At 66.3% G+C, this 21,176-nt stretch carries 23 protein-coding genes; 8 read left to right on the top strand and 15 right to left on the bottom strand.

Going from position 1 to position 21,176, the window contains the following annotated elements; genetic code table 11:
- Positions 1-230: 230 nt before the first annotated feature.
- Entirely contained in the window at positions 231-410 is a 180-nt protein-coding gene (locus AB0M22_RS03285; protein ID WP_364721714.1) for a hypothetical protein, read from the bottom strand.
- 51 nt (positions 411-461) lie between these two features.
- On the opposite strand from AB0M22_RS03285, the gene AB0M22_RS03280 reads away from it, so the two are divergent.
- The 4 genes from AB0M22_RS03280 to AB0M22_RS03265 all read left to right on the top strand — a co-directional run bounded on the left by AB0M22_RS03280 (position 462) and on the right by AB0M22_RS03265 (position 5,281).
- Entirely contained in the window at positions 462-548 is an 87-nt protein-coding gene (locus AB0M22_RS03280; protein WP_223885482.1) for a potassium-transporting ATPase subunit F, read from the top strand.
- Positions 549-2,219 carry a potassium-transporting ATPase subunit KdpA gene (kdpA, locus tag AB0M22_RS03275; RefSeq protein WP_364720426.1) on the top strand — a complete coding sequence of 557 codons (1,671 nt, stop codon included), beginning with the start codon at positions 549-551 and terminating at the stop codon, positions 2,217-2,219.
- Positions 2,220-2,328: 109 nt separating this feature from the next.
- A complete protein-coding gene (kdpB, locus tag AB0M22_RS03270; protein WP_364721630.1) occupies positions 2,329-4,389 on the top strand; it encodes a potassium-transporting ATPase subunit KdpB in 2,061 nt (686 codons plus the stop codon).
- A gap of 1 nt (position 4,390) precedes the next feature.
- Positions 4,391-5,281 carry a potassium-transporting ATPase subunit C gene (locus AB0M22_RS03265; RefSeq protein ID WP_364720424.1) on the top strand — a complete coding sequence of 297 codons (891 nt, stop codon included), beginning with the start codon at positions 4,391-4,393 and terminating at the stop codon, positions 5,279-5,281.
- Positions 5,282-5,408: 127 nt separating this feature from the next.
- Here the strand turns inward: AB0M22_RS03265 and AB0M22_RS03260 are convergent, their stop codons facing one another.
- From AB0M22_RS03260 to AB0M22_RS03225, 8 genes are all read right to left on the bottom strand, one after another.
- The gene (locus tag AB0M22_RS03260; protein ID WP_364720421.1) at positions 5,409-5,813 is read right to left on the bottom strand and encodes a VOC family protein; all 405 of its coding nucleotides are present in this window, start codon (positions 5,811-5,813) and stop codon (positions 5,409-5,411) included.
- Positions 5,814-5,908: 95 nt separating this feature from the next.
- Entirely contained in the window at positions 5,909-6,613 is a 705-nt protein-coding gene (locus AB0M22_RS03255) for a flavodoxin family protein (RefSeq protein WP_364720418.1), read from the bottom strand.
- A complete protein-coding gene (locus AB0M22_RS03250) occupies positions 6,610-7,047 on the bottom strand; it encodes a hypothetical protein (protein WP_364720416.1) in 438 nt (145 codons plus the stop codon). Before AB0M22_RS03250 ends, AB0M22_RS03255 begins: the two co-directional genes overlap by 4 nt.
- Positions 7,044-8,345, bottom strand: coding sequence for a molybdopterin-dependent oxidoreductase (locus AB0M22_RS03245; RefSeq protein ID WP_364720414.1), 1,302 nt, complete (start codon positions 8,343-8,345; stop codon positions 7,044-7,046). Before AB0M22_RS03245 ends, AB0M22_RS03250 begins: the two co-directional genes overlap by 4 nt.
- 130 nt (positions 8,346-8,475) lie before the next feature.
- Complete coding sequence (locus AB0M22_RS03240; RefSeq protein ID WP_364720412.1) at positions 8,476-9,135, bottom strand: class I SAM-dependent methyltransferase; 660 nt, start codon at positions 9,133-9,135, stop codon at positions 8,476-8,478.
- Positions 9,132-9,335, bottom strand: coding sequence for a hypothetical protein (locus tag AB0M22_RS03235; protein ID WP_364720409.1), 204 nt, complete (start codon positions 9,333-9,335; stop codon positions 9,132-9,134). The genes AB0M22_RS03240 and AB0M22_RS03235 overlap by 4 nt, the downstream gene beginning before the upstream one ends.
- Positions 9,332-10,012 (bottom strand): DUF2064 domain-containing protein, encoded by a 681-nt coding sequence (locus AB0M22_RS03230; protein ID WP_364720407.1) that lies wholly within the window; start codon positions 10,010-10,012, stop codon positions 9,332-9,334. Before AB0M22_RS03230 ends, AB0M22_RS03235 begins: the two co-directional genes overlap by 4 nt.
- Positions 10,009-10,680, bottom strand: a complete 672-nt coding sequence (locus AB0M22_RS03225; protein WP_364720404.1) for a glycosyltransferase family 2 protein — start codon at positions 10,678-10,680, stop codon at positions 10,009-10,011. The genes AB0M22_RS03230 and AB0M22_RS03225 overlap by 4 nt, the downstream gene beginning before the upstream one ends.
- 178 nt (positions 10,681-10,858) lie before the next feature.
- Here AB0M22_RS03225 and AB0M22_RS03220 point away from each other — a divergent pair, with 178 nt between their 5' ends.
- From AB0M22_RS03220 to AB0M22_RS03210, 3 genes are read left to right on the top strand one after another with little or no spacing between them, the layout of a single operon-like run.
- Positions 10,859-12,148, top strand: coding sequence for a hypothetical protein (locus tag AB0M22_RS03220; RefSeq protein WP_364721628.1), 1,290 nt, complete (start codon positions 10,859-10,861; stop codon positions 12,146-12,148).
- 4 nt (positions 12,149-12,152) lie between these two features.
- Positions 12,153-12,857, top strand: coding sequence for a response regulator transcription factor (locus AB0M22_RS03215; RefSeq protein WP_364720402.1), 705 nt, complete (start codon positions 12,153-12,155; stop codon positions 12,855-12,857).
- Complete coding sequence (locus AB0M22_RS03210) at positions 12,850-13,875, top strand: HAMP domain-containing sensor histidine kinase (RefSeq protein WP_364720400.1); 1,026 nt, start codon at positions 12,850-12,852, stop codon at positions 13,873-13,875. The genes AB0M22_RS03215 and AB0M22_RS03210 overlap by 8 nt, the downstream gene beginning before the upstream one ends.
- Positions 13,876-13,882: 7 nt before the next feature.
- On the opposite strand, the gene AB0M22_RS03205 is transcribed toward AB0M22_RS03210, so the two are convergent.
- The 3 genes from AB0M22_RS03205 to AB0M22_RS03195 form a co-directional block, all read right to left on the bottom strand.
- The gene (locus tag AB0M22_RS03205) at positions 13,883-14,950 is read right to left on the bottom strand and encodes an NAD-dependent epimerase/dehydratase family protein (RefSeq protein WP_364720397.1); all 1,068 of its coding nucleotides are present in this window, start codon (positions 14,948-14,950) and stop codon (positions 13,883-13,885) included.
- Between the two features lie 234 nt (positions 14,951-15,184).
- Complete coding sequence (locus AB0M22_RS03200; RefSeq protein WP_364720395.1) at positions 15,185-15,724, bottom strand: hypothetical protein; 540 nt, start codon at positions 15,722-15,724, stop codon at positions 15,185-15,187.
- The gene (locus AB0M22_RS03195) at positions 15,721-16,821 is read right to left on the bottom strand and encodes an XRE family transcriptional regulator (RefSeq protein ID WP_364720392.1); all 1,101 of its coding nucleotides are present in this window, start codon (positions 16,819-16,821) and stop codon (positions 15,721-15,723) included. The genes AB0M22_RS03200 and AB0M22_RS03195 overlap by 4 nt, the downstream gene beginning before the upstream one ends.
- A 293-nt stretch (positions 16,822-17,114) precedes the next feature.
- On the opposite strand from AB0M22_RS03195, the gene AB0M22_RS03190 reads away from it, so the two are divergent.
- Positions 17,115-17,327 (top strand): hypothetical protein, encoded by a 213-nt coding sequence (locus AB0M22_RS03190; RefSeq protein ID WP_364720390.1) that lies wholly within the window; start codon positions 17,115-17,117, stop codon positions 17,325-17,327.
- 72 nt (positions 17,328-17,399) lie between these two features.
- On the opposite strand, the gene AB0M22_RS03185 is transcribed toward AB0M22_RS03190, so the two are convergent.
- The 3 genes from AB0M22_RS03185 to AB0M22_RS03175 form a co-directional block, all read right to left on the bottom strand.
- On the bottom strand, positions 17,400-17,585 hold the full coding sequence (locus tag AB0M22_RS03185; protein ID WP_364720388.1) for a hypothetical protein: 186 nt from the start codon (positions 17,583-17,585) through the stop codon (positions 17,400-17,402).
- A gap of 105 nt (positions 17,586-17,690) precedes the next feature.
- A complete protein-coding gene (locus AB0M22_RS03180) occupies positions 17,691-19,790 on the bottom strand; it encodes a glycogen debranching N-terminal domain-containing protein (protein ID WP_364721626.1) in 2,100 nt (699 codons plus the stop codon).
- Positions 19,791-19,825: 35 nt separating this feature from the next.
- On the bottom strand, positions 19,826-20,929 hold the full coding sequence (locus AB0M22_RS03175) for a glycosyltransferase family 4 protein (protein WP_364721624.1): 1,104 nt from the start codon (positions 20,927-20,929) through the stop codon (positions 19,826-19,828).
- Positions 20,930-21,176 lie beyond the last annotated feature (247 nt).

Below are 21,176 nucleotides of genomic sequence, written 5' to 3'. Positions count from 1 at the left end.
CCGCACCGCGCGTCCCCAGCGCGCGAATGAGCAGCGCGCAACACACGAATCCGACGATGACGGCAACGGCGACAGCCGACATTTCGATCCTCTCTCCAACCGATACGAACAACCGGTTGCGCTGGAGGTGGTCCGCCTGGCCGGCCCTCCACTACTACCCCCACATATGAAGATCACGGCGATCTTTACGGTGTGTTGACGGTATCGCCGCACTCTTTGACGGCATCCTTTCAGCTATCCGAAGCCGGGTGTAAACGAAACGCAAAGGCAAGCATTTGCCGCGCAAAGGAGTCGTAAACAACCTCGGCTAGCGCCTGATCGAAGACTTGACTCGCCAAGGCGCGCTCCACAACACGAGCGCTTGATGGAGGTTGGTTAATCATGTCTGTCGTGGTGTTCACGGTGCTCACCGTGGCGATCTTCGCCCTGCTGGGGCTGATCCAGCGAGGGGTGGAGAAGCTGTGATCGCGAACCTGATCGGTTTGGTTCTCGCCATCTCCGTCGCGGTGTACATGGTCGCGGCGCTGCTTTTCCCCGAGAGGTTCTAGGTGAACACGACTACGGCGGGGATCGCGTTCATCGCGTCCCTGATCATCGCGCTCGCCCTGGTCCATGTGCCGCTCGGCGACTACATGTACCGGGTTTACAACAACACCAAGCACTCGCGCGCCGAGCGCGTTCTGTACAAGGCCATCGGCGTGCAGCCGGAAGTGGAACAGACCTGGGGCGTGTATGCCCGCAGCGTGCTGGCCTTCTCGGCGGTCAGCATTCTGTTCCTCTTTTTCCTGCAGCTGCTCCAGGGCAAGCTGCCGCTGCACCTCAACGATCCCGGCACCGAGATGACCCCGGCGCTGGCCTGGAACACCGCGGTCAGCTTCGTGACGAACACGAACTGGCAGAACTACTCCGGTGAGTCCACCCAGGGGCACCTGGTGCAGATGGCCGGCCTCGCGGTGCAGAACTTCGTCTCCGCCGCCGTCGGCATGGCCGTCGCAGTCGCGCTGGTGCGCGGGTTCGCCCGCCGGCACACCGGTGATCTCGGCAACTTCTGGGTGGACCTGGTGCGCGGCACCCTGCGCATCCTGCTGCCGATCGCGTTCGTGTTCGCGATCGTGCTGGTCGCGGGCGGCGTGATCCAGAACTTCCACCTGCACGACCAGGTCGCACAGACGCTGAACGGCACCGAGCAGACCATCACCGGCGGCCCGGTGGCCAGCCAGGAGGTGATCAAGGAGCTCGGCACCAACGGCGGCGGCTTCTACAACGCCAACTCCTCGCACCCGTTCGAGAACCCCGCCACCTGGACCAACTGGATCGAGATCTTCCTGATCCTGATCATCAGCTTCTCCCTGCCGCGCACCTTCGGCCGGATGGTCGGCAGCAAGAAGCAGGGCGTGGCCATCGCCGCGGTGATGGGCACCATCGCGCTGATCAGCGTGACGTTGAGCAATGTGTTCCAGCTCGCGCACCACGGCACCGTGCCGACCGCGATCGGCGCGTCCATGGAGGGCGTCGAAACCCGTTTCGGCGTAGCCGATTCCGCGACCTTCTCCGGCGCGACCACGCTGACCTCGACCGGCGCGGTCAACTCCTTCCACGACTCCTACACCAGCCTCGGCGGCATGATGACGATGTTCAACATGCAGCTCGGCGAAGTAGCGCCGGGCGGAACGGGTTCCGGGCTCTACGGCATGCTCATCCTCGCGGTGATCACCGTGTTCGTCGCGGGTCTGATGGTCGGGCGCACCCCGGAATACCTCGGCAAGAAGATCACGCCGCGCGAAATCAAGCTCGCCGCTTCCTATTTCCTGGTCAGCCCGCTGATCGTGTTGATCGGCACCGCGATCGCGATGGCCATGCCGGGACAACGCGCCTCGATGGCCAACTCGGGACCACACGGGCTCTCGGAAGTGTTGTACGCCTTCACTTCCGCCGCCAACAACAACGGCTCCGCGTTCGCTGGCCTGTCCGGCAACACCGAGTGGTACAACACCGCGCTCGGCCTCGCGATGGTCTTCGGCCGGTTCCTGCCGATCATCTTCGTGCTCGCGCTCGCCGGTTCGCTGGCCAAGCAGGGCAACACCCCCGAGTCGATCGGCACGCTGCCGACGCACCGGCCGCAGTTCATCGGCATGGTCGTCGGCACCACCGTGATCCTGGTCGCGCTCACCTTCCTGCCCGCACTCGCGCTCGGGCCGCTCGCCGAAGGAATCCACTGAAATGACCACTCCCACTACTGAAGTCACCGTTCCGGACGAGTTCAACGAGTCGAAGAAGCAGCTGGCCGAGAAGTCCGGCCGGGTACCGCGCGGCGCGCTCGATCCCAAGATGCTGCTGACCTCGCTGCCCGACGCGGTGCGCAAGCTGGACCCGCGCACCATGTGGCGCAACCCGGTGATGTTCATCGTCGAGCTCGGCGCCGTCTGGTCCACCGTGCTCGCGATCTCCGATCCCACCTTCTTCGCCTGGGCGATCGTGGTGTGGCTGTGGCTCACCGTGATCTTCGCCAATCTCGCCGAGGCCGTGGCCGAGGGCCGCGGCAAGGCGCAGGCGGACACCTTGCGCAAGGCCAAAACCGACACTGTGGCACGGCGTTTGGTGGATTGGACGCCCGGCGGTCAGGTCATCGAGGAGGGCGTCGCCGCACCGGAACTGCAACGCGGCGATCACGTCGTGGTCGAGGCCGGACAGGTCATTCCCGGCGACGGTGATGTCGTGGAAGGCATTGCCTCCGTAGACGAATCGGCGATCACCGGTGAATCCGCGCCGGTGATCCGGGAATCCGGCGGTGACCGCTCCGCGGTGACCGGCGGCACCACGGTGCTGTCCGACCGGATCGTCGTCAAGATCACCCAGGAGCCCGGCAAGAGCTTCATCGACAAGATGATCGCCCTGGTCGAGGGCGCGAGCAGGCAGAAGACGCCGAACGAGATCGCGCTCAACATCCTGCTCGCCTCGCTGACCATCATCTTCGTCTTCGCGGTGGTCACCTTGCAGCCGCTGGCGATCTTCTCCAAGGCGAACAACCCTGGCGTGCCGGACACTTCGGCCCTGGACGTCAACGGGATCACCGGGATCGTCATGGTCTCGCTGCTGGTGTGCCTCATCCCGACCACCATCGGCGCGCTGCTCTCGGCCATCGGCATCGCGGGCATGGACCGGCTGGTGCAGCGCAACGTGCTCGCCATGTCCGGCCGCGCGGTCGAGGCGGCCGGCGACGTGAACACGCTGCTGCTGGATAAGACCGGCACCATCACCCTCGGCAACCGGCAGGCCTCGGAATTCGTGCCGATGCCCGGCATTTCGGCCGACGAGCTGGCCGACGCGGCGCAGCTGTCCAGCCTCGCCGACGAGACGCCCGAGGGGCGGTCCATCGTCGTGTACGCCAAGCAGGCGTTCAACAAACGCGAGCGCACGCCCGGCGAGCTGAAGGGCGCGACGTGGGTGGAATTCACCGCGCAGACCCGGATGTCGGGCGTCGACCTGCACGACGGGCACCAGCTGCGCAAGGGCGCGGCCAGCGCGGTCATCGAATGGGTTCGCGCACAAGGCGGCAACGTGCCCAGCGAGGTCGGCGTGACCGTCGACGGTGTGTCCGCCTCCGGTGGCACGCCGCTGGTGGTCGGTGAGGTCAGCGACGGCGCCGCGCGGCTGCTCGGCGTCATCCACCTCAAGGACGTGGTCAAGCAGGGCATGCGCGAGCGCTTCGACGAGATGCGCCGGATGGGCATCCGCACCGTCATGATCACCGGCGACAATCCGTTGACCGCCAAGGCGATCGCCGACGAGGCGGGCGTGGACGACTTCCTCGCCGAGGCCACGCCGGAGGACAAGCTGGCGCTGATCAAGAAGGAGCAGGACGGCGGCAGGCTGGTCGCGATGACCGGTGACGGCACCAACGACGCGCCGGCGCTGGCCCAGGCCGATGTGGGCGTCGCGATGAACACCGGCACCTCGGCGGCCAAAGAGGCCGGCAACATGGTCGATCTGGATTCCGATCCGACCAAACTGATCGAGATCGTGGAAATCGGTAAGCAGCTGCTCATCACCCGCGGTGCGCTGACCACCTTCTCGATCGCCAACGACATCGCCAAGTACTTCGCCATCCTGCCCGCGCTGTTCATCGCGCTGTTCCCCGGGCTGGACGCGCTGAACATCATGCGGCTGCACAGCCCGCAGTCGGCGATCCTGTCCGCGGTCATCTTCAACGCGATCATCATCGTCGCGCTGATCCCGCTGTCGCTGCGCGGCGTGAACTACACGCCGTCCAACGCGTCGAAGTTGTTGAGCCGCAACCTGTTGATCTACGGCCTCGGCGGCATCATCGCGCCGTTCATCGGCATCAAGATCATCGACCTCGTCGTCCAACTCCTCCCTGGGATGTCCTGACATGCAGTTTTCAACTTGGATCCGGCAGCACTTCGCCGCGTTGCGGGCGCTGCTCGTGCTCACCGTGATCACCGGAATCGTCTATCCCCTGGCGGTTTTCGCGATCGCTCAGATACCCGGCCTGCACGACAAGGCGGACGGGTCGCTGATCACCGTGGACGGAAAGACGGTGGGCTCCAGCCTGATCGGACAGTCCTTCACCGATCCGGACGGCAAGGCGCTGGTGCAGTACTTCCAGGGCAGGCCGTCCGCGGCGGGCAGCACCGGCTACGACCCGCTGGCCACCGCGGCCAGCAACCTCGGGCCGGAGAGCATCGTGGACACTCTCGATGCCGACCCGGCCAACGTCAAGCTGAGCCTGCTGTCCACCGTGTGCGCGCGCAGCAAGGAGGTCGGCGACCGTGAGGGGGTCGACGGCGCCCGCCCGTTCTGCACCAAAGACGGTGTCGGGGCGGTGCTCTCGGTGATCGGGCCGCGCGACGCCGACGGTCAGGTCTCGCACCCCACTCAGGTGGTGAGCGTCAACGAAGCGTGCCCGGCGACGCCGTTCCTGTCCACCTACAAGGGTGTCCAGGTCGAGTGCGCCAGGCCCGGTGCGGATTACTCGGCCGGACGGATCGTCCCGGTCTTCGGCGATGCTCCCGTCGATACCCCGGTGCCCACGGACGCGGTCACCGCCAGCGGCAGTGGGCTGGACCCGCACATCTCGCCGCGGTACGCGGATATCCAGATCGCGCGAATCGCCAAGGCGCGCAGCATCTCCGAAACCCAGGTGCGTTCACTCGTGGACCAGCACACCAGCGGCCGTACGCTCGGCTTCCTCGGTGAACCGCGGGTCAGCGTGGTCGAGCTGAACCTCGACCTCGACCAGAAGTATCCGTTCCGGGGCTGAGCTGCATACTGACGGAGGGCCGGTGAGACGTCGTCACCGGCCCTCCGGCCGTTCCAGCCGGTCGAGTGGCACACCATGGTGGGGCGTACTCGCACTTTGCCGCCGCAGTGTGCCACTGAATGAGGATTCAGGCGTTGTCTTCGGTCGGGCGAGGACCCAGCGGCAACAACGGGGCGTGCGGGACAAGGCAGAACGGGTGGCCCGCGGGGTCGAACAGCACCCGCCAGGTCTTCGGGTCCGGTTGCACCTCGGCGACGCGGGCGCCCAGTTTGACGGCCTCGGCCTGCGCGTCGTCCATGTCGTCGACCTTCAGTTCGAAATGAATGTTGTTCGGGGTGTCACCCCCGGGCCAGGTCGGCGGCCGATAGTCCGGCACGGTCAATGCGCACAGCGACCCGCGCTCGGTGTGCACCACAGCCAAATCATCTGCACGATAAACGATCTCCCCTCCGAGCAGCGCGGCCCAGAACGCCGCCAGCTCCTCCTTGTCGGCACAGTTCAACGTGATCAAACTCAACTGAGCGATAGCCACCCCTCGATCGTACGACCGCGACTGCGGATAGCACGAAGGTCGACCACCGTCCGGGTCCGCTCACCGGACCGGACAGCGGGCGGGCCGAACCGGAGTCAGCGGTATTCGGGGTTCTCGAAGCCGAAGCGGCAGCCGGCGTCCCATTCGGAGCGTTGGTTGCCGTGGGCGGGGATGCCGTTGGCGTCCTTGAGCATTCGGGCGAAGTGCAGGAGGTTCCAGGTCATGAAGGTGGTGTTGCGGTTGGTGAAGTCGTTGGCGGGGCCGCCGGAGTCGGGGTCGAGGTAGGAGGGGCCGGGGCCTACCTCGCCGATCCAGCCTGCGTCGGCTTGCGGCGGGATGGTGTAGCCGAGATGTTGGAGGCTGTAGAGGATGTTCATGGCGCAGTGTTTGACGCCGTCCTCGTTGCCGGTGATCAGGCAGCCGCCGACCCGGCCGTAGTAGGCGTATTGGCCGCGGTCGTTGAGGATCGACGAGTTCGCGTAGAGGCGTTCGATGACCTGCTTGGTGACCGAGCTGTTGTCGCCCAACCAGATCGGGCCGGCGATGACCAGGATGTCGGCATCCATCACCTGGCGTTGCAGCGCGGGCCATTCGTCGGTGGGCCAGCCGTGTTCGGTCATGTCCGGCCACACGCCGAAGGCGATGTCATGGTCGACCGCGCGGATGTGCGAGACCTGCACGCCGTTCTTCTCCATGATGCGGGCGCTGATATCGATGAGGCCCTGGGTGTTGCTCACCTCCGGCGAACGCTTGAGGGTGCAGTTGATGAACACTGCTCGCAGGTCGTCGTAGCTGGTCATGGTGTGCTCCTTGGGGTTTCGGCGCGGGATCGGTGATCGTTGGCGAGTCTCACTACCGCGGCGGCGACCACCAGCGCCCAGATCAGGATGAGTGCCACCGCTAGTCCGAGTGGGTAGTTCCGGTCGAGAACGGTCGGATTGTCCGACATGGCGTGGCCGCGATCGATGACGGGGGCGGCGATCGCGACCAACGCCACCGTGCATACCGCTCCGCATGCCATTGGGCCCCACCAGGTTCCGGGAAGCATGCGGCGGGCGGTCACGCCGATGGCAGCGCAGAGCGGTGCGAATACCGCGTCGTGCAACAGGATTCCCCCGGCGAACCACAGTGCGACCGACAACAGATCGGCGCGCGGGAAGTCGAGCAGCAGGGTGATGCCGTACCAGCCGAGCCACAGCCCGCCGAGTAGCAGCAGAATTCTGATCGCGTTCATGCGCGTGCCTCGATCGTCGAAAGCCATTTCGTTTGCAGCACTCCGGGACGACTCGGCGCGATCAGCCGACAGGGATAGCCGTGGTCGACGTCGAGTGTTTCGCCGTTCAAGGTGAGCGCCACGAGTGTGTCCGCATCGATGGCATGTCGTTGCGGTAGCACCGAATTGGCGTAGATGCCGCTGGTCTCCAATGAGCGGAAGCGCACGTCGCCACCGGGATAGGACCCGACTGCGGCAAGCAGATCACGCAACCGAACGCCGGACCAGTCGCCAGACGCGCTCCACCCCTCGACGCATGCGATCGGCAGCCGAGCACGCACCTGCGGCATCGCCAGCAATTCGTCCCTGCTGAAGCCGCGTTTGCGATCGCCGACAACCACTGTCAGCCGATAGTCAGCGGCACGCGCCAGCTCCACGACACCCGCCGCCTTAGCCGACCGGTTGACCGGAAGCCCCTGCGGCCCTTCCCCGCTACGCGGCGCAAGCACCGCCGCCCACCGCAGAAAGGGAACAGTCTGACCAGCAACCGCCAACCCCGCCACCCCCGCGGAAACCCAAGCCGCGGTCAGCACCGCGCGCCGCGAAACATGCCTCCGCCCAACGGCATCGGCATCGGCATCGGCATCGGCATCGGCATCGGCATCGGCATAACTATGAGCACCGCGCCCGGCACGTTCACTGGCATCGCCAGCAGCGGGAGTGGTGGAGGTAGCAACGTTGGCGGCAGCAGCGGGGGTGGTGGCTGTATGGGGGGCCGAGTCGAGTGGGCGGGTTAATGCGTCTCGGATGACCGGGAGTTTGACTGCCAGGTGTATGGCCAGTGCGCCTATAGCGACGAAGGCCATGGCGTAGTGGGCGGCGGGGAAGAAGAACTTCCAGGGGTAGTACTGGGCGATGTTCAGGAGGCCGGTGGTCAGCTCGAAGACGATCGCGCCGACGAGCAAGGCGATCGATCCACGCTCCAACATGCGGAGGGGTGAGCCGATGATGGGGCGCTGGAACAGTTTCGGGTAGACCGCCCAAAGCTTCACCAGCAGCAACGGGATCGCGGCAACACCCGAAATGACGTGTAAGCCCTGAGTCAGGCGGTACAGCCATACCGGGTGGGCGGGCCACCAGAACCAGGTCGGCGGGTGTTGGATCCAGTGGCTCAGCAGGCCGGTGATGAAGCAGATCAGGATCGCAGTGCCGAGGGCAATCCCTATCCGGCTGGCAACCTCGGGTCCGCGCGCGTCGGACACGCGGAACCACCGCACCACGGAAGTGCCTCTGCGCTCGATGGACTCGCGGATGCTCATCGGACACCGCCTATCCCGCTGGCGACCTCGGGGCCACGCCCGTCGGACATCTGAGACCATCGCGCCACGGAAGTGGTTCTCCGGTTGATGGATGCACGGACACCGCCTGGAGTGGCTGCGCGAGGGCGCGTCATGTGATCGCCGGCGTCGGGGTGTGGCGGCGTAGCCATGCGATGTGTCGTCCGCCGATTTCGGCGGTGTTCAGTACCTGGAAGCCGGTGGCGTTTGCGAGGTGGTGTGCGTGGTCTATGCCGACCGAGGCCCAGGGGAACCAGGATCCGATCCGTGATCGGGACTCCAGACGCATCTGGCGGGTTACCGAACCGGTTCCCGGACGGCCGAATTCGACGATCGCCAGGCCGTTCGGCGCGAGCAGTTCCGCGGTGCGGGCGAGGATGCGTTTCGGGTCGCCGCCGATGCCGATGTTGCCGTCGGCCAGCAGTGCGTAGGACCAGCGGCCTGCTCCGGGCAACGGTCCGAACAGGTCCCGGCGCAACGCGGGCGCACCGCGAAACCTGGTGATGGCGACCGCTGTCGGTGAGATGTCTACGCCGAGCGCCAGTACCCCTCGTTGCAATAGGGCCGCGACCAATCGTCCCGGGCCACAACCGAGGTCCAATGTCGGTCCGTCGCAGCAGCGGGTGAGCGCCCGATCAGCACCGCGGTCGCCGCCGGCGAGCCCCAGCCAGCGCCGGGTGGGCAACCGTTGCCGGGTGCCGTCGGCCGCACGCATCCAGCATCTTTCGCCGGCCAGCGCCCGATCGAAGATGTCGAAGTCCGCGCCGATCATCGCAGCACCGTCCCGCGCCGGGGCAGCTCTACTGCCACATCGCCGCGGCGGCTTCCGACGCCTGCACGCGGCACACCCACGAAGCCCACCGAGTCATTCAGCGCAGCACGATCCGTGCTCATGTTGCTCGTCGGCTGCACCGCCACAACGACTTCCGATGTCGGCACAACCCAACCCGCGAAATCCACCGAAGCATTCATCGCAACACCAACCCCCGGTCGCGTAGTTCCTGGAATGTCCGAGCAAACCGGCCGGTGGATTCCGCGGCCACGCGGAGCGCATCGGCGAAGGTGTCGACATCGCTGAACTGCGGCAACGGGTCGACTCGGCACCCGCAGTCCTGCAATGCCTTTCGGGTGAGCTCGCCGGTTCGATCAGTGGACATCGGAACGTCCGCGAGTACCCGGGCCGGCTGGGCAGAGGGCAGTCCGAGCGCCCACCAGCCGCCGTCGTCGGCCGGACCGAGCAGTGCGCTGTCCCCTTCCGCCAGTTCGATTGCGGCCGCCGTCAGCACCTCCGGCCCGACCTGTGGGGTGTCCATGCCGATCTGGAGAACCGGTGCACCGAACCGTGCGGCGTCGGCATGGGCGTTGGCGAGCCGAGCGCCGAACCCGTCACCGCGCTGCGGAATCACCTCGAATTGCGCAAGCGCGGTGGATAATTCACGGCTGCACTCGGCGGACGCCAGGTCTCCGGTGAACGCGACCACCCGGTGGGCGACCTCGCTGCGCATCACCGAATCGAGAGTGTCGAGCAATGCGGCGGCAGCCACCCGCGCGGCCTCCTGCGGCGTCAACGGCGGCGTCAATCGAGTCTTGGCGAACCCGGCGATCGGCGCTTTCGCGATCACCAACAGTGTTGCCGGACAAGGGCTCATCGCAGCACCGCCAGGAAATCCTTGGTGGCCCGCGCGGTTCCGATCCAGGAGCCCGACACCTTCGACACTCCCCCGGCCCGTGGTCGATAGGCGATGTCCCGCTCGACCACCTGCCAACCGGCGCAGGCGGCACCGACGAGCAGTTCGAGGGGATACCCGGAACGCAGATGCAACGGCCCGAGCGACAGCATCTGGCCCCGCCGCGCCACCCGCATCGCGCCGATATCGTGCACCGGCAGACCGTATTTGCGCCGCAGCCGACGCGCGATGAGCAGATTGCCGAGCCGCGCATGCCACGGCCAGACCCCGGCGCGGGTGGGCCGACGGCGTCCGACCGCGAGATCGGCTCCGCCCCGGACCAATTCGACCAGACCCGGCAGTTCGCCCGGGTCCATCGAACCGTCGCCGTCGAGCACCGCGACCATCTCGGTGCTCGCCGCCGCGATGCCCGCTTGGACCGCGGCCCCATAGCCCGGTCTGCCCTCGTGCACCACCGTGGCGCCGCGAGCGCGGGCGACGGCCGCCGTCTGGTCGGTCGAGCCGTTGTCCACGACCAGCGCGTGGTACCCCGCGGGGATGGCGGCAAGCACATCCGGCAACGCATCAGCTTCGTCTCGGCACGGAATCACCACGGTCACTCCGTCTGGATCACCCTGGGTTCGAGTCACGGGAATGACGCTAAGCCGTCGGACTCCCCACACGGCCGAAAAACCTGTGACGAAACAGTGACGTCGTCAGAAAAAGCGGTCGGAACAGCGCTAACCGTCCGGCGGGCAACCTATCGTGATAGCCGTGCATGACGTCTCCGAGGTCGCAGCCCAGCCGCGTGTCCGTGTCCGCGGCGACCTGATCAGTGCCGGCATCGCTGCCGCACTCGTCGCGACAGCGTTCATCATCCCGAGAGTCGCCAGCCCGCAATGGACTAGCAAACTCTACGCGGCCGCCGCGCCGATCTTCGGCTCCTGGGTACCGCACCTCGGCTGGGGCACCGGCCCCGCGATCGTCATCGCGGCATTCGTTGCCGTGCAAGGTCCGGCGCTGGCCCAGCGCTTGGCCTGGCGGCGGCTGCTGGCACTGTCGTGGGTCACCGCGATCGGCTGGACGTTCGCGCTGGCCATGGTCGACGGCTGGCAGCGCGGCTTCACCGACCGGTTCAACGACCCCAACGAATACCTGCACGAGGTCGGCGGGGTCACCGACATCGCCGCGATGCTGCGCGGATTCGCCGATCGCATCCTCGATTTCCAGCCGGACTCGTGGACCACCCACGTGTCCGGACATCCGCCGGGCGCATTGCTGTTCTTCGTGCTGCTGGATCGCCTCGGTCTCGGCGGCAGTACATGGGCGGCCTTCGCCTGCATGCTGATCGGCACGAGTGCGGTGGTCGCGGTCGCGGTCGCGCTGCGCGCGCTCGGCGCAGAGGATCGCGCTCGGTCCGCGTTACCGTTTCTCACCCTGGCGCCCGCCGCGGTCTGGATTGCCGTCTCCGCCGACGCGATGTTCGCCGGCGTCACCGCGTGGGCGGTCGCGTTGCTCGCGCTCGCCGCTCAGCCCGCGGGCAGTCAGGTAACGGCGGTCGCGGCGGGGGTGCTGTTCGCCTTCGGCATCTATCTCAGTTATGGATTGACGTTGATGGCGTTACCCGCGGTGGCGGTCCTCATCGCCGGCCGGACCATCCGGCCGCTGCTGCCCGCGCTGGCCGGCGCGCTGGTGGTCGTCGCGGCCTTCACGCTGTCCGGATTCTGGTGGCTCGACGGCTATCACCTGGTGGTGGAGCGCTACTACCAGGGCGTCGCCAAGAATCGGTCGTACGCGTATTGGTGGTGGGGCAATCTGGCCGCGACGGTCTGCGCGGTCGGCCTCGCGAGCACCGCGGCGCTGCATCGCGCGTTGTCCCCGCGCGTGCTGCGCGCCTTCGATCCAACGGCGCTGCTCGTCGCCGCGGCGCTGTGCGCGATCCTGGCCGCGGACATCAGCGGGCTGAGTAAGGCGGAAACCGAACGCATCTGGTTACCGTTCGATATGTGGCTGATCGCCGCCACCGCGTTCCTACCCCGGTCCACTGCCCGCGGCTGGCTCGCGGTGCAGGGCTTCGGCACCCTGGTGCTGGCCCACTCGATCCTGACGAATTGGTGAAACGATGACCATCCTGATCGCCGACGACGATCCCGTTGTCCGGGACGTGGTGCGGCGCTACCTCGAACGCGACGGTCTGACCGTCCGCGAAACCGCCGACGGCCCAACCACTTTGGCGGCGCTCGCGGACACCGGCGATCAGATCGACCTGGCCGTGCTGGACGTGATGATGCCGGCGCCGGACGGCATCGAGATCTGCCGCGCGATCCGCTCGGGTCCACGCCCGCAGACGCCGGTCATCCTGCTCACCGCGCTCGGCGACGAGGACGACCGGGTGCTCGGGCTGGAGGCAGGCGCCGACGACTACGTCACCAAGCCGTTCAGTCCCCGCGAACTCGCGCTGCGGGTCGCGTCGGTGCTGCGCCGCGCACAGGTCGTGCGCGACGATGCCCCGCCGCCGCTGCGCGACGGCGCGATCGAGGTGCGGCCCGCCTTCCGGCTCGCGCTGGTCGACGGCGCTCCGGTGGACCTCACGCCCCGCGAGTTCGATCTGCTGGTCTTCCTGCTCCAGCATCCGCAGCAGGTGTTCAGCCGCGAGCAGCTGCTCGCCCAGGTGTGGGGCTGGGATTTCGGCGATTTATCCACGGTCACCGTGCACATCAAGCGGTTACGCGCGAAACTCGGCGCCCGCCATCGCATCGAGACGGTGTGGGGTCGCGGATATGCGTGGGCGCGAACCGAACCGGGAAATGGAGCCGTCGATGCCTGAGGACACCACCCAGCTGATCCTGTACTCGCTGGCCTGCTCGGTGCCGGTGGTGTTGATCGGCGCGCTGATCCTGCGCGCCACCAGCAATCGCTCGGTGACCACGAGTATGGCTGTGCTGGTGCTGATTCCGACGCTGTCCACCCTCGCGGGCATCATCGGGGTCAGCGGCCTGATGTTCACCGAGCAGCTGCAACGCACCGCGGTGGTGCTCGGCATCGTCGCTGCGGTGACCGTGCCCGCCGCGGTTCTGCTCGGCCGGGAGCAGGCGCGGAAGATGGTCTGGGAGAAGCAGATCCGCGAGCAGGAGCGGGCGGCGGAGAAGTCGAGGCGCGAGCTGGTCGCCTGGGTGAGTCACGACTTGCGGACCCCGCTGGCGGGAATTCGGGCGATGGCCGAGGCGCTGTCCGACGGCGTGGTCAGCGGGCAGGCCGACGTGGCGTCCTACGCCGAGCAGATCGGCATCGAGACCAACCGCCTGTCCCGCATGGTCGACGACCTGTTCGAGATGTCGAAGATCAACGCGGGTGCGCTGCGCCTCGAACTGGAACCGGTGGATCTGCGCGAGCTGATCGACGAGGTGCTCGCCGCGAACCGCCCGACCGCCGAACGCGCGCAGGTCGAACTGCGCGCGGAGCAGCCGGATTCCCGAATCGTCGTGTCGGCCAACGATCAGGCGCTCGGCCGGGTGCTGACCAACCTGGTGTCCAACGCCATCGCGCACACCCCGCCCGGCGGCGAGGTCGCCATCTCGGCGGGCGCCGCCGACGGTCAGGCGTGGGCCAGGGTCGACGACACCGGGCCCGGGATCGCCGAGGCGGATCTGCCGCGCATCTTCGAGGTCGCCTATCGCGGCACCGCGGCGCGTTCGCCGGTCGCCGCCGACGGCGTACCCACCGGCAGCGGAATGGGATTGGCGATCGCCGCCGGACTGGTCGAGGCGCACCGCGGCGACATCACCGCCGAGAACCGGCCTACCGGTAGTCGTTTCGAGGTTCGGTTACCGCTGTCGGGCAACTGACCGACCATCACAAGGTGGGCGCGTAGACCCCCGCACTACTGCGCAGCGGCGCGAACGCGAACTCGGTGAGGCCGTTGACGGGATCCACTCGCGCGGCAAAACCCAGTGCGCGCCTGGCCTTGTCCGGATCGGCGACCACATGTCGCACGTCACCCGGGCGATAACGCCCGGTCACCACCGGGTCGGGCCCGCCGCGCGCCGCCGCCAGCGTGACCGCTACCTCCCGGATCGTGATGGGGCGTCCGGAGGAGACATTGAGCGGGACGAAACCGGGCAGCGGCTGCTCCACCGCGGCGAGGTTCGCCGCGGCGATATCGGTGACGTGCACGAAATCCCGTGTCTGCCCGCCATCTTCATACACCTGCGGCGGCTGACCGGCCTCCAGCGCAGACCGGAAGATCGCCGCGACCCCGGAATAGGGTGTGTCCCTGGGCATATCGTCGCCGTAGACGTTGTGGTAGCGGAGCGCAGTCACCGATGACCCCGTCACCGCCGCCCACGCCGAAGCGTAATTCTCCTGTGCGAGTTTGCTCGCCGCGTACAAGCTGCGCGGGCGCAACGGCGCATCCTCGGGCACGGAATCCCAGGTGAGTATCTCGCCGCTGTCCGGACACCGGTACTCGAACATCCCGGCGTCCAGATCCTCGATTCGGCGAACACCGACTTCGACTGCGCCGCAACGCTCGCCGCGATACCGCCCCTCGCCGTACACGACCATCGAGGACGCGAGCACCAGCCGCCGGCACCCCGCACGATCCATCGCCGCCAGCAAGACCGCCGTCCCGAAGTCGTTGTGGCTGGCATAGGCGGGCGCATCCTGCGCACTCACGCCGTTACCGACCACCGCCGCCTGATGACAGACGACCTCGACGCCCCGCAACGCCGCGTCGAGCGCAGCACCGTCACGAACGTCCGCCCGCTCAATACCTTCGGGCGTAGGTGCCGACGGACCATGCGCCGCCGACACCATCAGATCGAGCGAAACCACCTCATGCCCCGCATCGACCAACTCCCGCCGAACATGCGACCCGATGAACCCCGCAGCACCGGTCAACAGCACCCGCACGCCACTCACCCCCGCCGCTTCGACGGGGCACCGACCGTATCCGCTGGATCTGACGTCATACCCCGATCGTGCCTGGTCCGAGCACCGAACAGCGTCGCCCACGCCGCAACGTCAGACTTTCGTCACTCCTGACCACCTCGACTGTGTCCGACCATCCACCCCAGCTCTGCGACGAGCACAGCTCCCAGCGCTCAGCCGAGCGAATACACCCTCCGGCACGGCGACCTTCAGCAAACCGCAAGCTCAAAGAAGGCCATGCGAACGAGCCCATGCAGGAAACTCGAAACCTATGCATGGCAAGCGCATCTCGCTGTCTATCAGCATATCGATGAGATTGCCCGCAGCACCCTCAGACAACTTTCCTAATTTGCACGCGTTGGCCAGCAACCACAGCGTGCCATGCACTTCCAGTCCAAATTTTCTTGCAACGCGTGTAGCGTCTTTATCGTCAGTAATTGCAATACCGTTCAATATCTCTGCCGCTGCAAATATACTTGCTTCGCCGACATCACGCTGCCCTGCACCAATCCTGTTGGCCCATTGATCGAAAAGGATCAACTCCTCGATAGAATCCAGCGGGACGACCCCCAACCAATCCGACTCGAGCGCATTGACCAAGAGTGGATGGTCAGCCATCCCCGCGCGAAGCTCTTTACGCACAAACTCTGTCGTGGAGCATTCATATTGAACCAGAAGATCACGCAAGACGTCCAGCCGGTCTATTTGCGCGAAATGGTTCAAACACATAGCGTCGAATACGAGCCGTGTTCGGGCCAATTTCATGGCGCGAATCCATCTTCTGGTTTGAGCCCTAAATCTTCAGCGTTGATCTGGCCGTGCATAAGTTCTATCGCTCGGCTTGTTGTTATCATGTCAGCTCGCCAAGCCGCAAGGACCGCATCGGCGTAACTCGGCGGTACCCGCACCTTTTCAAAATCCGGAGGAGGCGTCCAGCCGACAGACTCCATCATCTCGGCATGTGTTGGGGGAGGCTTCGATTGCCATCCAGCACACTGATCGGCAGCTATCAGTCCTGCCGCCGCCGCTTGCCGAACCGCGAGCGACCACGATGTCCGATACGTGGCACAGAGCTTGGTAAGGTGCTTACGGAGGTCAGAGTTCGGCCTGAATTTTCTAACTACCTGGATAGGCAGCAAAAGTTCAGCCGCGTAGGCGTCGATCAGGCCTTCCCGGTCAGCGCGCGAGGCTGCGATTCCACCGCCGAGATCGCTCGAGTATTCATCGCCTAGAACTAGATGGCCCAATTCATGGGCTGCCGTCGCCCTCCGCCTTCCCGGCGAATGCTTATTGCTGACTACGGCGACCGCTACGTCACGATCGACGAGCGACGCTCCGTCACCCGGCAGATCAACAACCAGGACGAATTGTCCAGCCGATTCGCATACCGCCATAAGAGTTGATATCGGTGTATCGTCCAGATCCAGCCGGCTTCGAGTCCAAACTGCCGCTTGCCGAGCGGCGTCCGACATGTTCAACGCACCGGGATACTTCAATAATGGCTTGGGTGAAAGCACGCCTAAATCCATTAATTGTCGAACATCTCTCAGCCACGCAGAAAGCTTGGCTTCGATCTGATACGACTCACGAGCAGCTGATGAGTTTGTATCATCGACTAGCGGCGCGCGCCTGGATATCACTTCCGGACGGGGATATAGAAAATGACTGAGCGGCATGCCGAGCGCCCTGGCGAGGCGCGTCAGCTCGACCGCATTGATCTGCCGGTTTCCGGACTCGATCTTGGCGACTTTGGTACGTTCCAGACCGACCTCGTTCGCCAGCTGTTCTTGAGACAGGCTCGCCGCGAGTCGGCTCTCGCGAACGCGATCCCCTATCTCCGCCCATACGGCATCTTCCGTCATAGTGCGATTTTCGCACATAGATGTGGTTTCGGACACCTCCCTGGCCGAAAAGGCCTTATTGTGACCGGTCAGCGGACGCGCAACGTCCTAGCCGGGTCGATACCTCAGTGTCCGACAACTCCGCCTCAGACGGCTGCCGTACTCCGATCGTGCCTGGTACAGGCCTGAACAGCGTCGACCACGCCGCAACGTCAGACTTTCGTCACTCCTGACCGCCGCAACCATCCAAAACGGACACGGCAACGAATGCTTACCAAAATTCAACGGCCATGGCCGTCCAAGAAAGGACCTCGATGCAGCGAATACTGATGAACAGCCTGCTACTCAGTGCCCTCGGACTCGGCGTACTGCTCGGAGCCGCCCACGCAGCTGCCGAACCCGGCCTCCCCCTGGATCCGTCCAGCGTCCAGCCGATCGACGACCCCGTGACCGGCTCCGCGAACACCTTCTCAAAGACCTTGTCGAGCCTGTCCGGCAGCATCGGCGCCCCGGCGCCCACCACTTAGTCGCGCACGGACCCGACGGTGCCCCGGCCTCATCAGGAGCCGGGGCACTGTCGTCACCGGAACCCGTTGGCGTCAGCCGACTTCGGCGTGGCCGAAATAGTAGGCCGAGGCGGCCAGGTACTGGCAGCAATCGGGGCCGTGGCCGGCGTGGGTACTGCGGACGAACTGGGCGAGGTCCATGTCCAGGTCGAGGGGTTCGATGGTGCAATCGCGGTGCTGTGTGCTCCACAGGTCCCGCATATCCAGCGATGTCTGCATGGTGCGCCTCCAGCCTGCGTCGTCTATCCGCCTGAACAGCATGACCGAAATGCTTACACCGGAGGAATACCCCGTTGCCGGGCTATTCATACCAAGATCGGAAACTCATCTGGTGACCAATTGCCAATCGTCGGGCAGGCGGGCGGCGGTGACCTGAGCGCCCTCCACCTCGAGATCGACGGTGATCGGGCCGAGGCGCAAGGCGGACAAGGTGATTCGGCCCCACTCCGCCGGCACCAGCGGACGCACGGTGATGGTGCGGTTGGGCACGTCGGGGTCGAGGCCGAGGAACGCCCGCACCAGCAACAGCGGGGCCGCGCTCGCCCAGGCCTGGGGTGAGCAGGAGGTCGGGTACGGCACCGGGGCTGGGAACCGCGAGCGCGGGAAACCGCAGTACAGCTCGGGTAGTCTGCCGTCGAAAGCCGCTGCGGCGTCGAGCAATCCGGTGGCCAGGCGGGTCGCGAGATCCACCGCACCGGGTACATGCCGGTAGCGCAGCAGGCCGGCCACCGCGATCGCGGTGTCGTGCGGCCACACCGAACCGCAGTGGTAGCTCATCGGGTTGTAGGCGCCCATGTCCGAGGACAGGGTGCGCAAGCCGAAGCCGCTGTCCATCTCCGGTCCCGAAAGTCGTTGCACCAGTTCGGCTGCGTGCACGTCGCTCGCGATGCCGGACCAAAGACAGTGCGCCACATTGCTGGTCAGTGCGTCGACGCGACGCTTGCCCTTGTCCAGCGCGATGGCGTACCACCCGCGCTCGGGCAGCCAGAACTGTTCGGCGAACTTTCCGCGCAACTCTGCCGCCTGATCGCGCAGCTCAGCCGCGCGGGCCGCGTCGTCGAAAGCGTCGGCGAGTTCGGCGCGAGCCAGCAGCGCGGCATGCACGTAACCCTGGACCTCGCACAGCGCGATCGGCGCTTCCGAGACGTGCCCCTCCAGGTCGTTGACGCCGTCCCAACTGTCCTTCCACCCCTGATTGACCAGGCCGCGATCGGTGGCGCGACAGTATTCGACGAACCCGTCGCCGTCCCGATCGCCGTAGTCTCTGATCCAATCCAACGCCGCGTCGGCCGCGGGCAACAGGTCGCGGATCGCGTCCGAATCCGCGCCCCAGCGCAGGCATTCCGCCAGCAGCATCACGAAAAGCGGTGTGGCATCGACGGTTCCGTAATAGATGTTGCCGCCGAGCACCAGCCCACCCGCCGGACCGCGACGCATCTCGTGCATGATCCGCCCGGGTTCCTCCTCGGTCAGCGGATTCACCGTCTGCCCTTGGAGTTCCGCCAGCTGCTGCAACGTGCCGAGCGCCAGGTCGACCTCGAGCGGCAACGCCATCCACGCGGTGAGCAGGCTGTCGCGGCCGAACAACGTCATGAACCAGGGCGCGCCGGCCGCGACGAACGGTCTGTTCTCGCCGGACTCGTCGTGAATCTGCAAGGCGCCCAAGTCGCTTTCGGTGCGCCGCAGCACCTGACTCAGCTCCGGAAGCGATGCGGCGATGTCGGTGGCGGTGTGCCGCCAAGCCGCGATCTTGCGACCGGGCGCGCTCACCCCGTAATGCTCGCCGGGAGCCAGCGGCGCTTGGAACCGCTGATTACCGAGCGTGGGCTGCGCGGTGATCTCGGTCTGCCAGCTCGCGCCGACGGGCACGACCACCCGCCACATCAACGTGCCCGGCAAGACCGTGGGTTCGACGGTCGCGGACACCGAGAGCCCGCGCATCCGATCGGCCCGATCATGGAACAGCAGCTCGCCCTCGGCCACCGTCACCTCGGACCGTCCGTTGCCTGCCCGGCCCTCCTTGACCGCGAACAGGTCGACGAAGTCGGCGTCGACATGCAATTCGAGGGTGACCGCGGTGGGCTCGCGCCCCATGTTCTCCAGCGTGAGCACCTCGTGCATGCCGTCGGCGATGACCCGCTCGCGCACCACCAGCAGCGTGCTGTCGGCCAGCCCGGCCGTCGGCGGTCTTCGCAAGACGAACCGGGCCGCGAACGCCTCCGGGCTGAGCACCGAAAGCGGTTCGGGCAGATGGCCGTCCACCAGCAGCTCCCACCGGGAGATGACCCGCGCGTCCCGGAAGAACAGGCCATGCGGACGGCCCGGCTCGACATCGCCGAGCCGGTTCGACAGACAGAAGGTGCCGCCCTCCACCAGCGTCACCGAGCCCGCCCCACCGAACCCCGTCGGCTCACCGGAGTTCAGCGGGGCGGGGCTGAGCGCGGCGGTGGGATCCGCCGTCACGCGAGACCGCTCGCCGCGGCGGGCATCGGGATGGCCTGGTCCTGGTACCGGCGGTAACCGGTGCGCTTCCGCGCCCGCATCAACTTGCGGTAGACCTGCTCGTAGCCGCGCCCCAGCGTGTCGGCGCCGAAATTGGCCTCGACGTGCGCGCGGCAGGCTGCCGGATCCATGGTCTGCACCTCGGCGATGGCGGCGGTGAGTTCGGCCGGATCGTCACACACGCGACCGGTGACCCCGTCGACGATCACCTCGGACACCGCGCCGCCGCGCAACGCGACCACCGGGGTGCCGCACACCATGGACTCGATCATCACCATGCCGAAGGGTTCCTCCCAACGGATCGGGAAGAGCAGACATTTCGCTCCCGCCAACAGCTTTCGCTTGGCTGCGGCGTCGGCGAGGCCGAACACGTGGTCCTGGTCGGTCAACAACGGGCGTACCTGCTCCTCGAAGTATTTGATCTCGGGCGGCTCGCTGCACTTACCCGCGAGCACGAGTGGCATGCCCGCGGCGTGCGCGGCCTCCAGCGCCAGATGCGGCGCCTTGCACTCGTTGAAGCGGCCGAGGAACAGCGCGTAGTCGTCCTTCTCGGCACGGAACGGCCACTCCTCGGGATGCAGAGCATTATGCACTCGCCCAGCCCAATTCAAATCCGGCGCCAGCTCCTGCTGCCGATCGCTGATCGCCACGAGCGAGATGTCGTCGCCCATTTCCCGGTAGTACTCATGGCATTCGCCCTCGACGGGGCCGTGCACGGTGACCACGGTCGGCAAGCCAAGGGCCCTATACGCCGGCGCGTTCAGCGGGCCCGCGAAGGTGTGCTCGTGCACGAGGTCGATGCTGCCCGCGGCGGCGAGCTTCTCGATCGCCCGGCGCGCCCGCAGCGCGTGCAGCACCTCGGGGAACGGCTCGCCCAGCCGCTCGGGGCAGATACGGTCCCACAGCGGAATGAACCTGGCGGCCTTGGTGCCCGGCTCGCCCGCACCCAGCAGGGTGACGTCGTGTCCTCTCGCCACCAGCGAATCGACCAGATCGGCGACGACGGCCTCGACGCCTCCGTACGCCTTGGGCGGCACATCGAAGTACGGCGGAACAACCATCGCGATGCGGAATCGGGAGCCGCTGTGATCGATCGACAGCAAGTCCGAGGTGGAAACCTGACCCGAAACCGACATGGGCAACTCGCTCATGACCCTCCTTCCAAAAGGGCACAACCGTGCAGGACACAACCATTTGCTTGGGCACAACAACCGTGAGCAATCCGCACACACCCCGCGCTTCGAAGCGCACGCAAGGCGCCGAGCTGGTGGCCACCGCGGCGGAGGTGAAGCGTTGCCGCACCGCCGG

Origin of the sequence: Nocardia sp. NPDC051756 (assembly GCF_040681495.1) — a bacterium.
GTDB lineage: Bacteria > Actinomycetota > Actinomycetes > Mycobacteriales > Mycobacteriaceae > Nocardia.
Note: the sequence above shows the minus strand (reverse complement) of the source record. Positions and strands in the feature narration are given on the sequence as shown.

Coding starts and splice junctions, on each gene's coding strand:
- AB0M22_RS03215 (WP_364720402.1), top strand. CDS start 12,153: ATGACCATCCTGATCGCCGACGACGATCCCGTTGTCCGGGACGTGGTG.
- AB0M22_RS03195 (WP_364720392.1), bottom strand. CDS start 16,821: ATGACGGAAGATGCCGTATGGGCGGAGATAGGGGATCGCGTTCGCGAG.
- AB0M22_RS03200 (WP_364720395.1), bottom strand. CDS start 15,724: ATGAAATTGGCCCGAACACGGCTCGTATTCGACGCTATGTGTTTGAAC.
- AB0M22_RS03230 (WP_364720407.1), bottom strand. CDS start 10,012: ATGAGCCCTTGTCCGGCAACACTGTTGGTGATCGCGAAAGCGCCGATC.
- kdpB (WP_364721630.1), top strand. CDS start 2,329: ATGCTGCTGACCTCGCTGCCCGACGCGGTGCGCAAGCTGGACCCGCGC.
- AB0M22_RS03255 (WP_364720418.1), bottom strand. CDS start 6,613: ATGACCAGCTACGACGACCTGCGAGCAGTGTTCATCAACTGCACCCTC.
- AB0M22_RS03240 (WP_364720412.1), bottom strand. CDS start 9,135: ATGATCGGCGCGGACTTCGACATCTTCGATCGGGCGCTGGCCGGCGAA.
- AB0M22_RS03210 (WP_364720400.1), top strand. CDS start 12,850: ATGCCTGAGGACACCACCCAGCTGATCCTGTACTCGCTGGCCTGCTCG.
- AB0M22_RS03245 (WP_364720414.1), bottom strand. CDS start 8,345: ATGAGCATCCGCGAGTCCATCGAGCGCAGAGGCACTTCCGTGGTGCGG.
- AB0M22_RS03265 (WP_364720424.1), top strand. CDS start 4,391: ATGCAGTTTTCAACTTGGATCCGGCAGCACTTCGCCGCGTTGCGGGCG.
- AB0M22_RS03190 (WP_364720390.1), top strand. CDS start 17,115: ATGCAGCGAATACTGATGAACAGCCTGCTACTCAGTGCCCTCGGACTC.
- AB0M22_RS03185 (WP_364720388.1), bottom strand. CDS start 17,585: ATGCAGACATCGCTGGATATGCGGGACCTGTGGAGCACACAGCACCGC.
- AB0M22_RS03235 (WP_364720409.1), bottom strand. CDS start 9,335: ATGAATGCTTCGGTGGATTTCGCGGGTTGGGTTGTGCCGACATCGGAA.
- AB0M22_RS03175 (WP_364721624.1), bottom strand. CDS start 20,929: ATGGTTGTTCCGCCGTACTTCGATGTGCCGCCCAAGGCGTACGGAGGC.
- AB0M22_RS03250 (WP_364720416.1), bottom strand. CDS start 7,047: ATGAACGCGATCAGAATTCTGCTGCTACTCGGCGGGCTGTGGCTCGGC.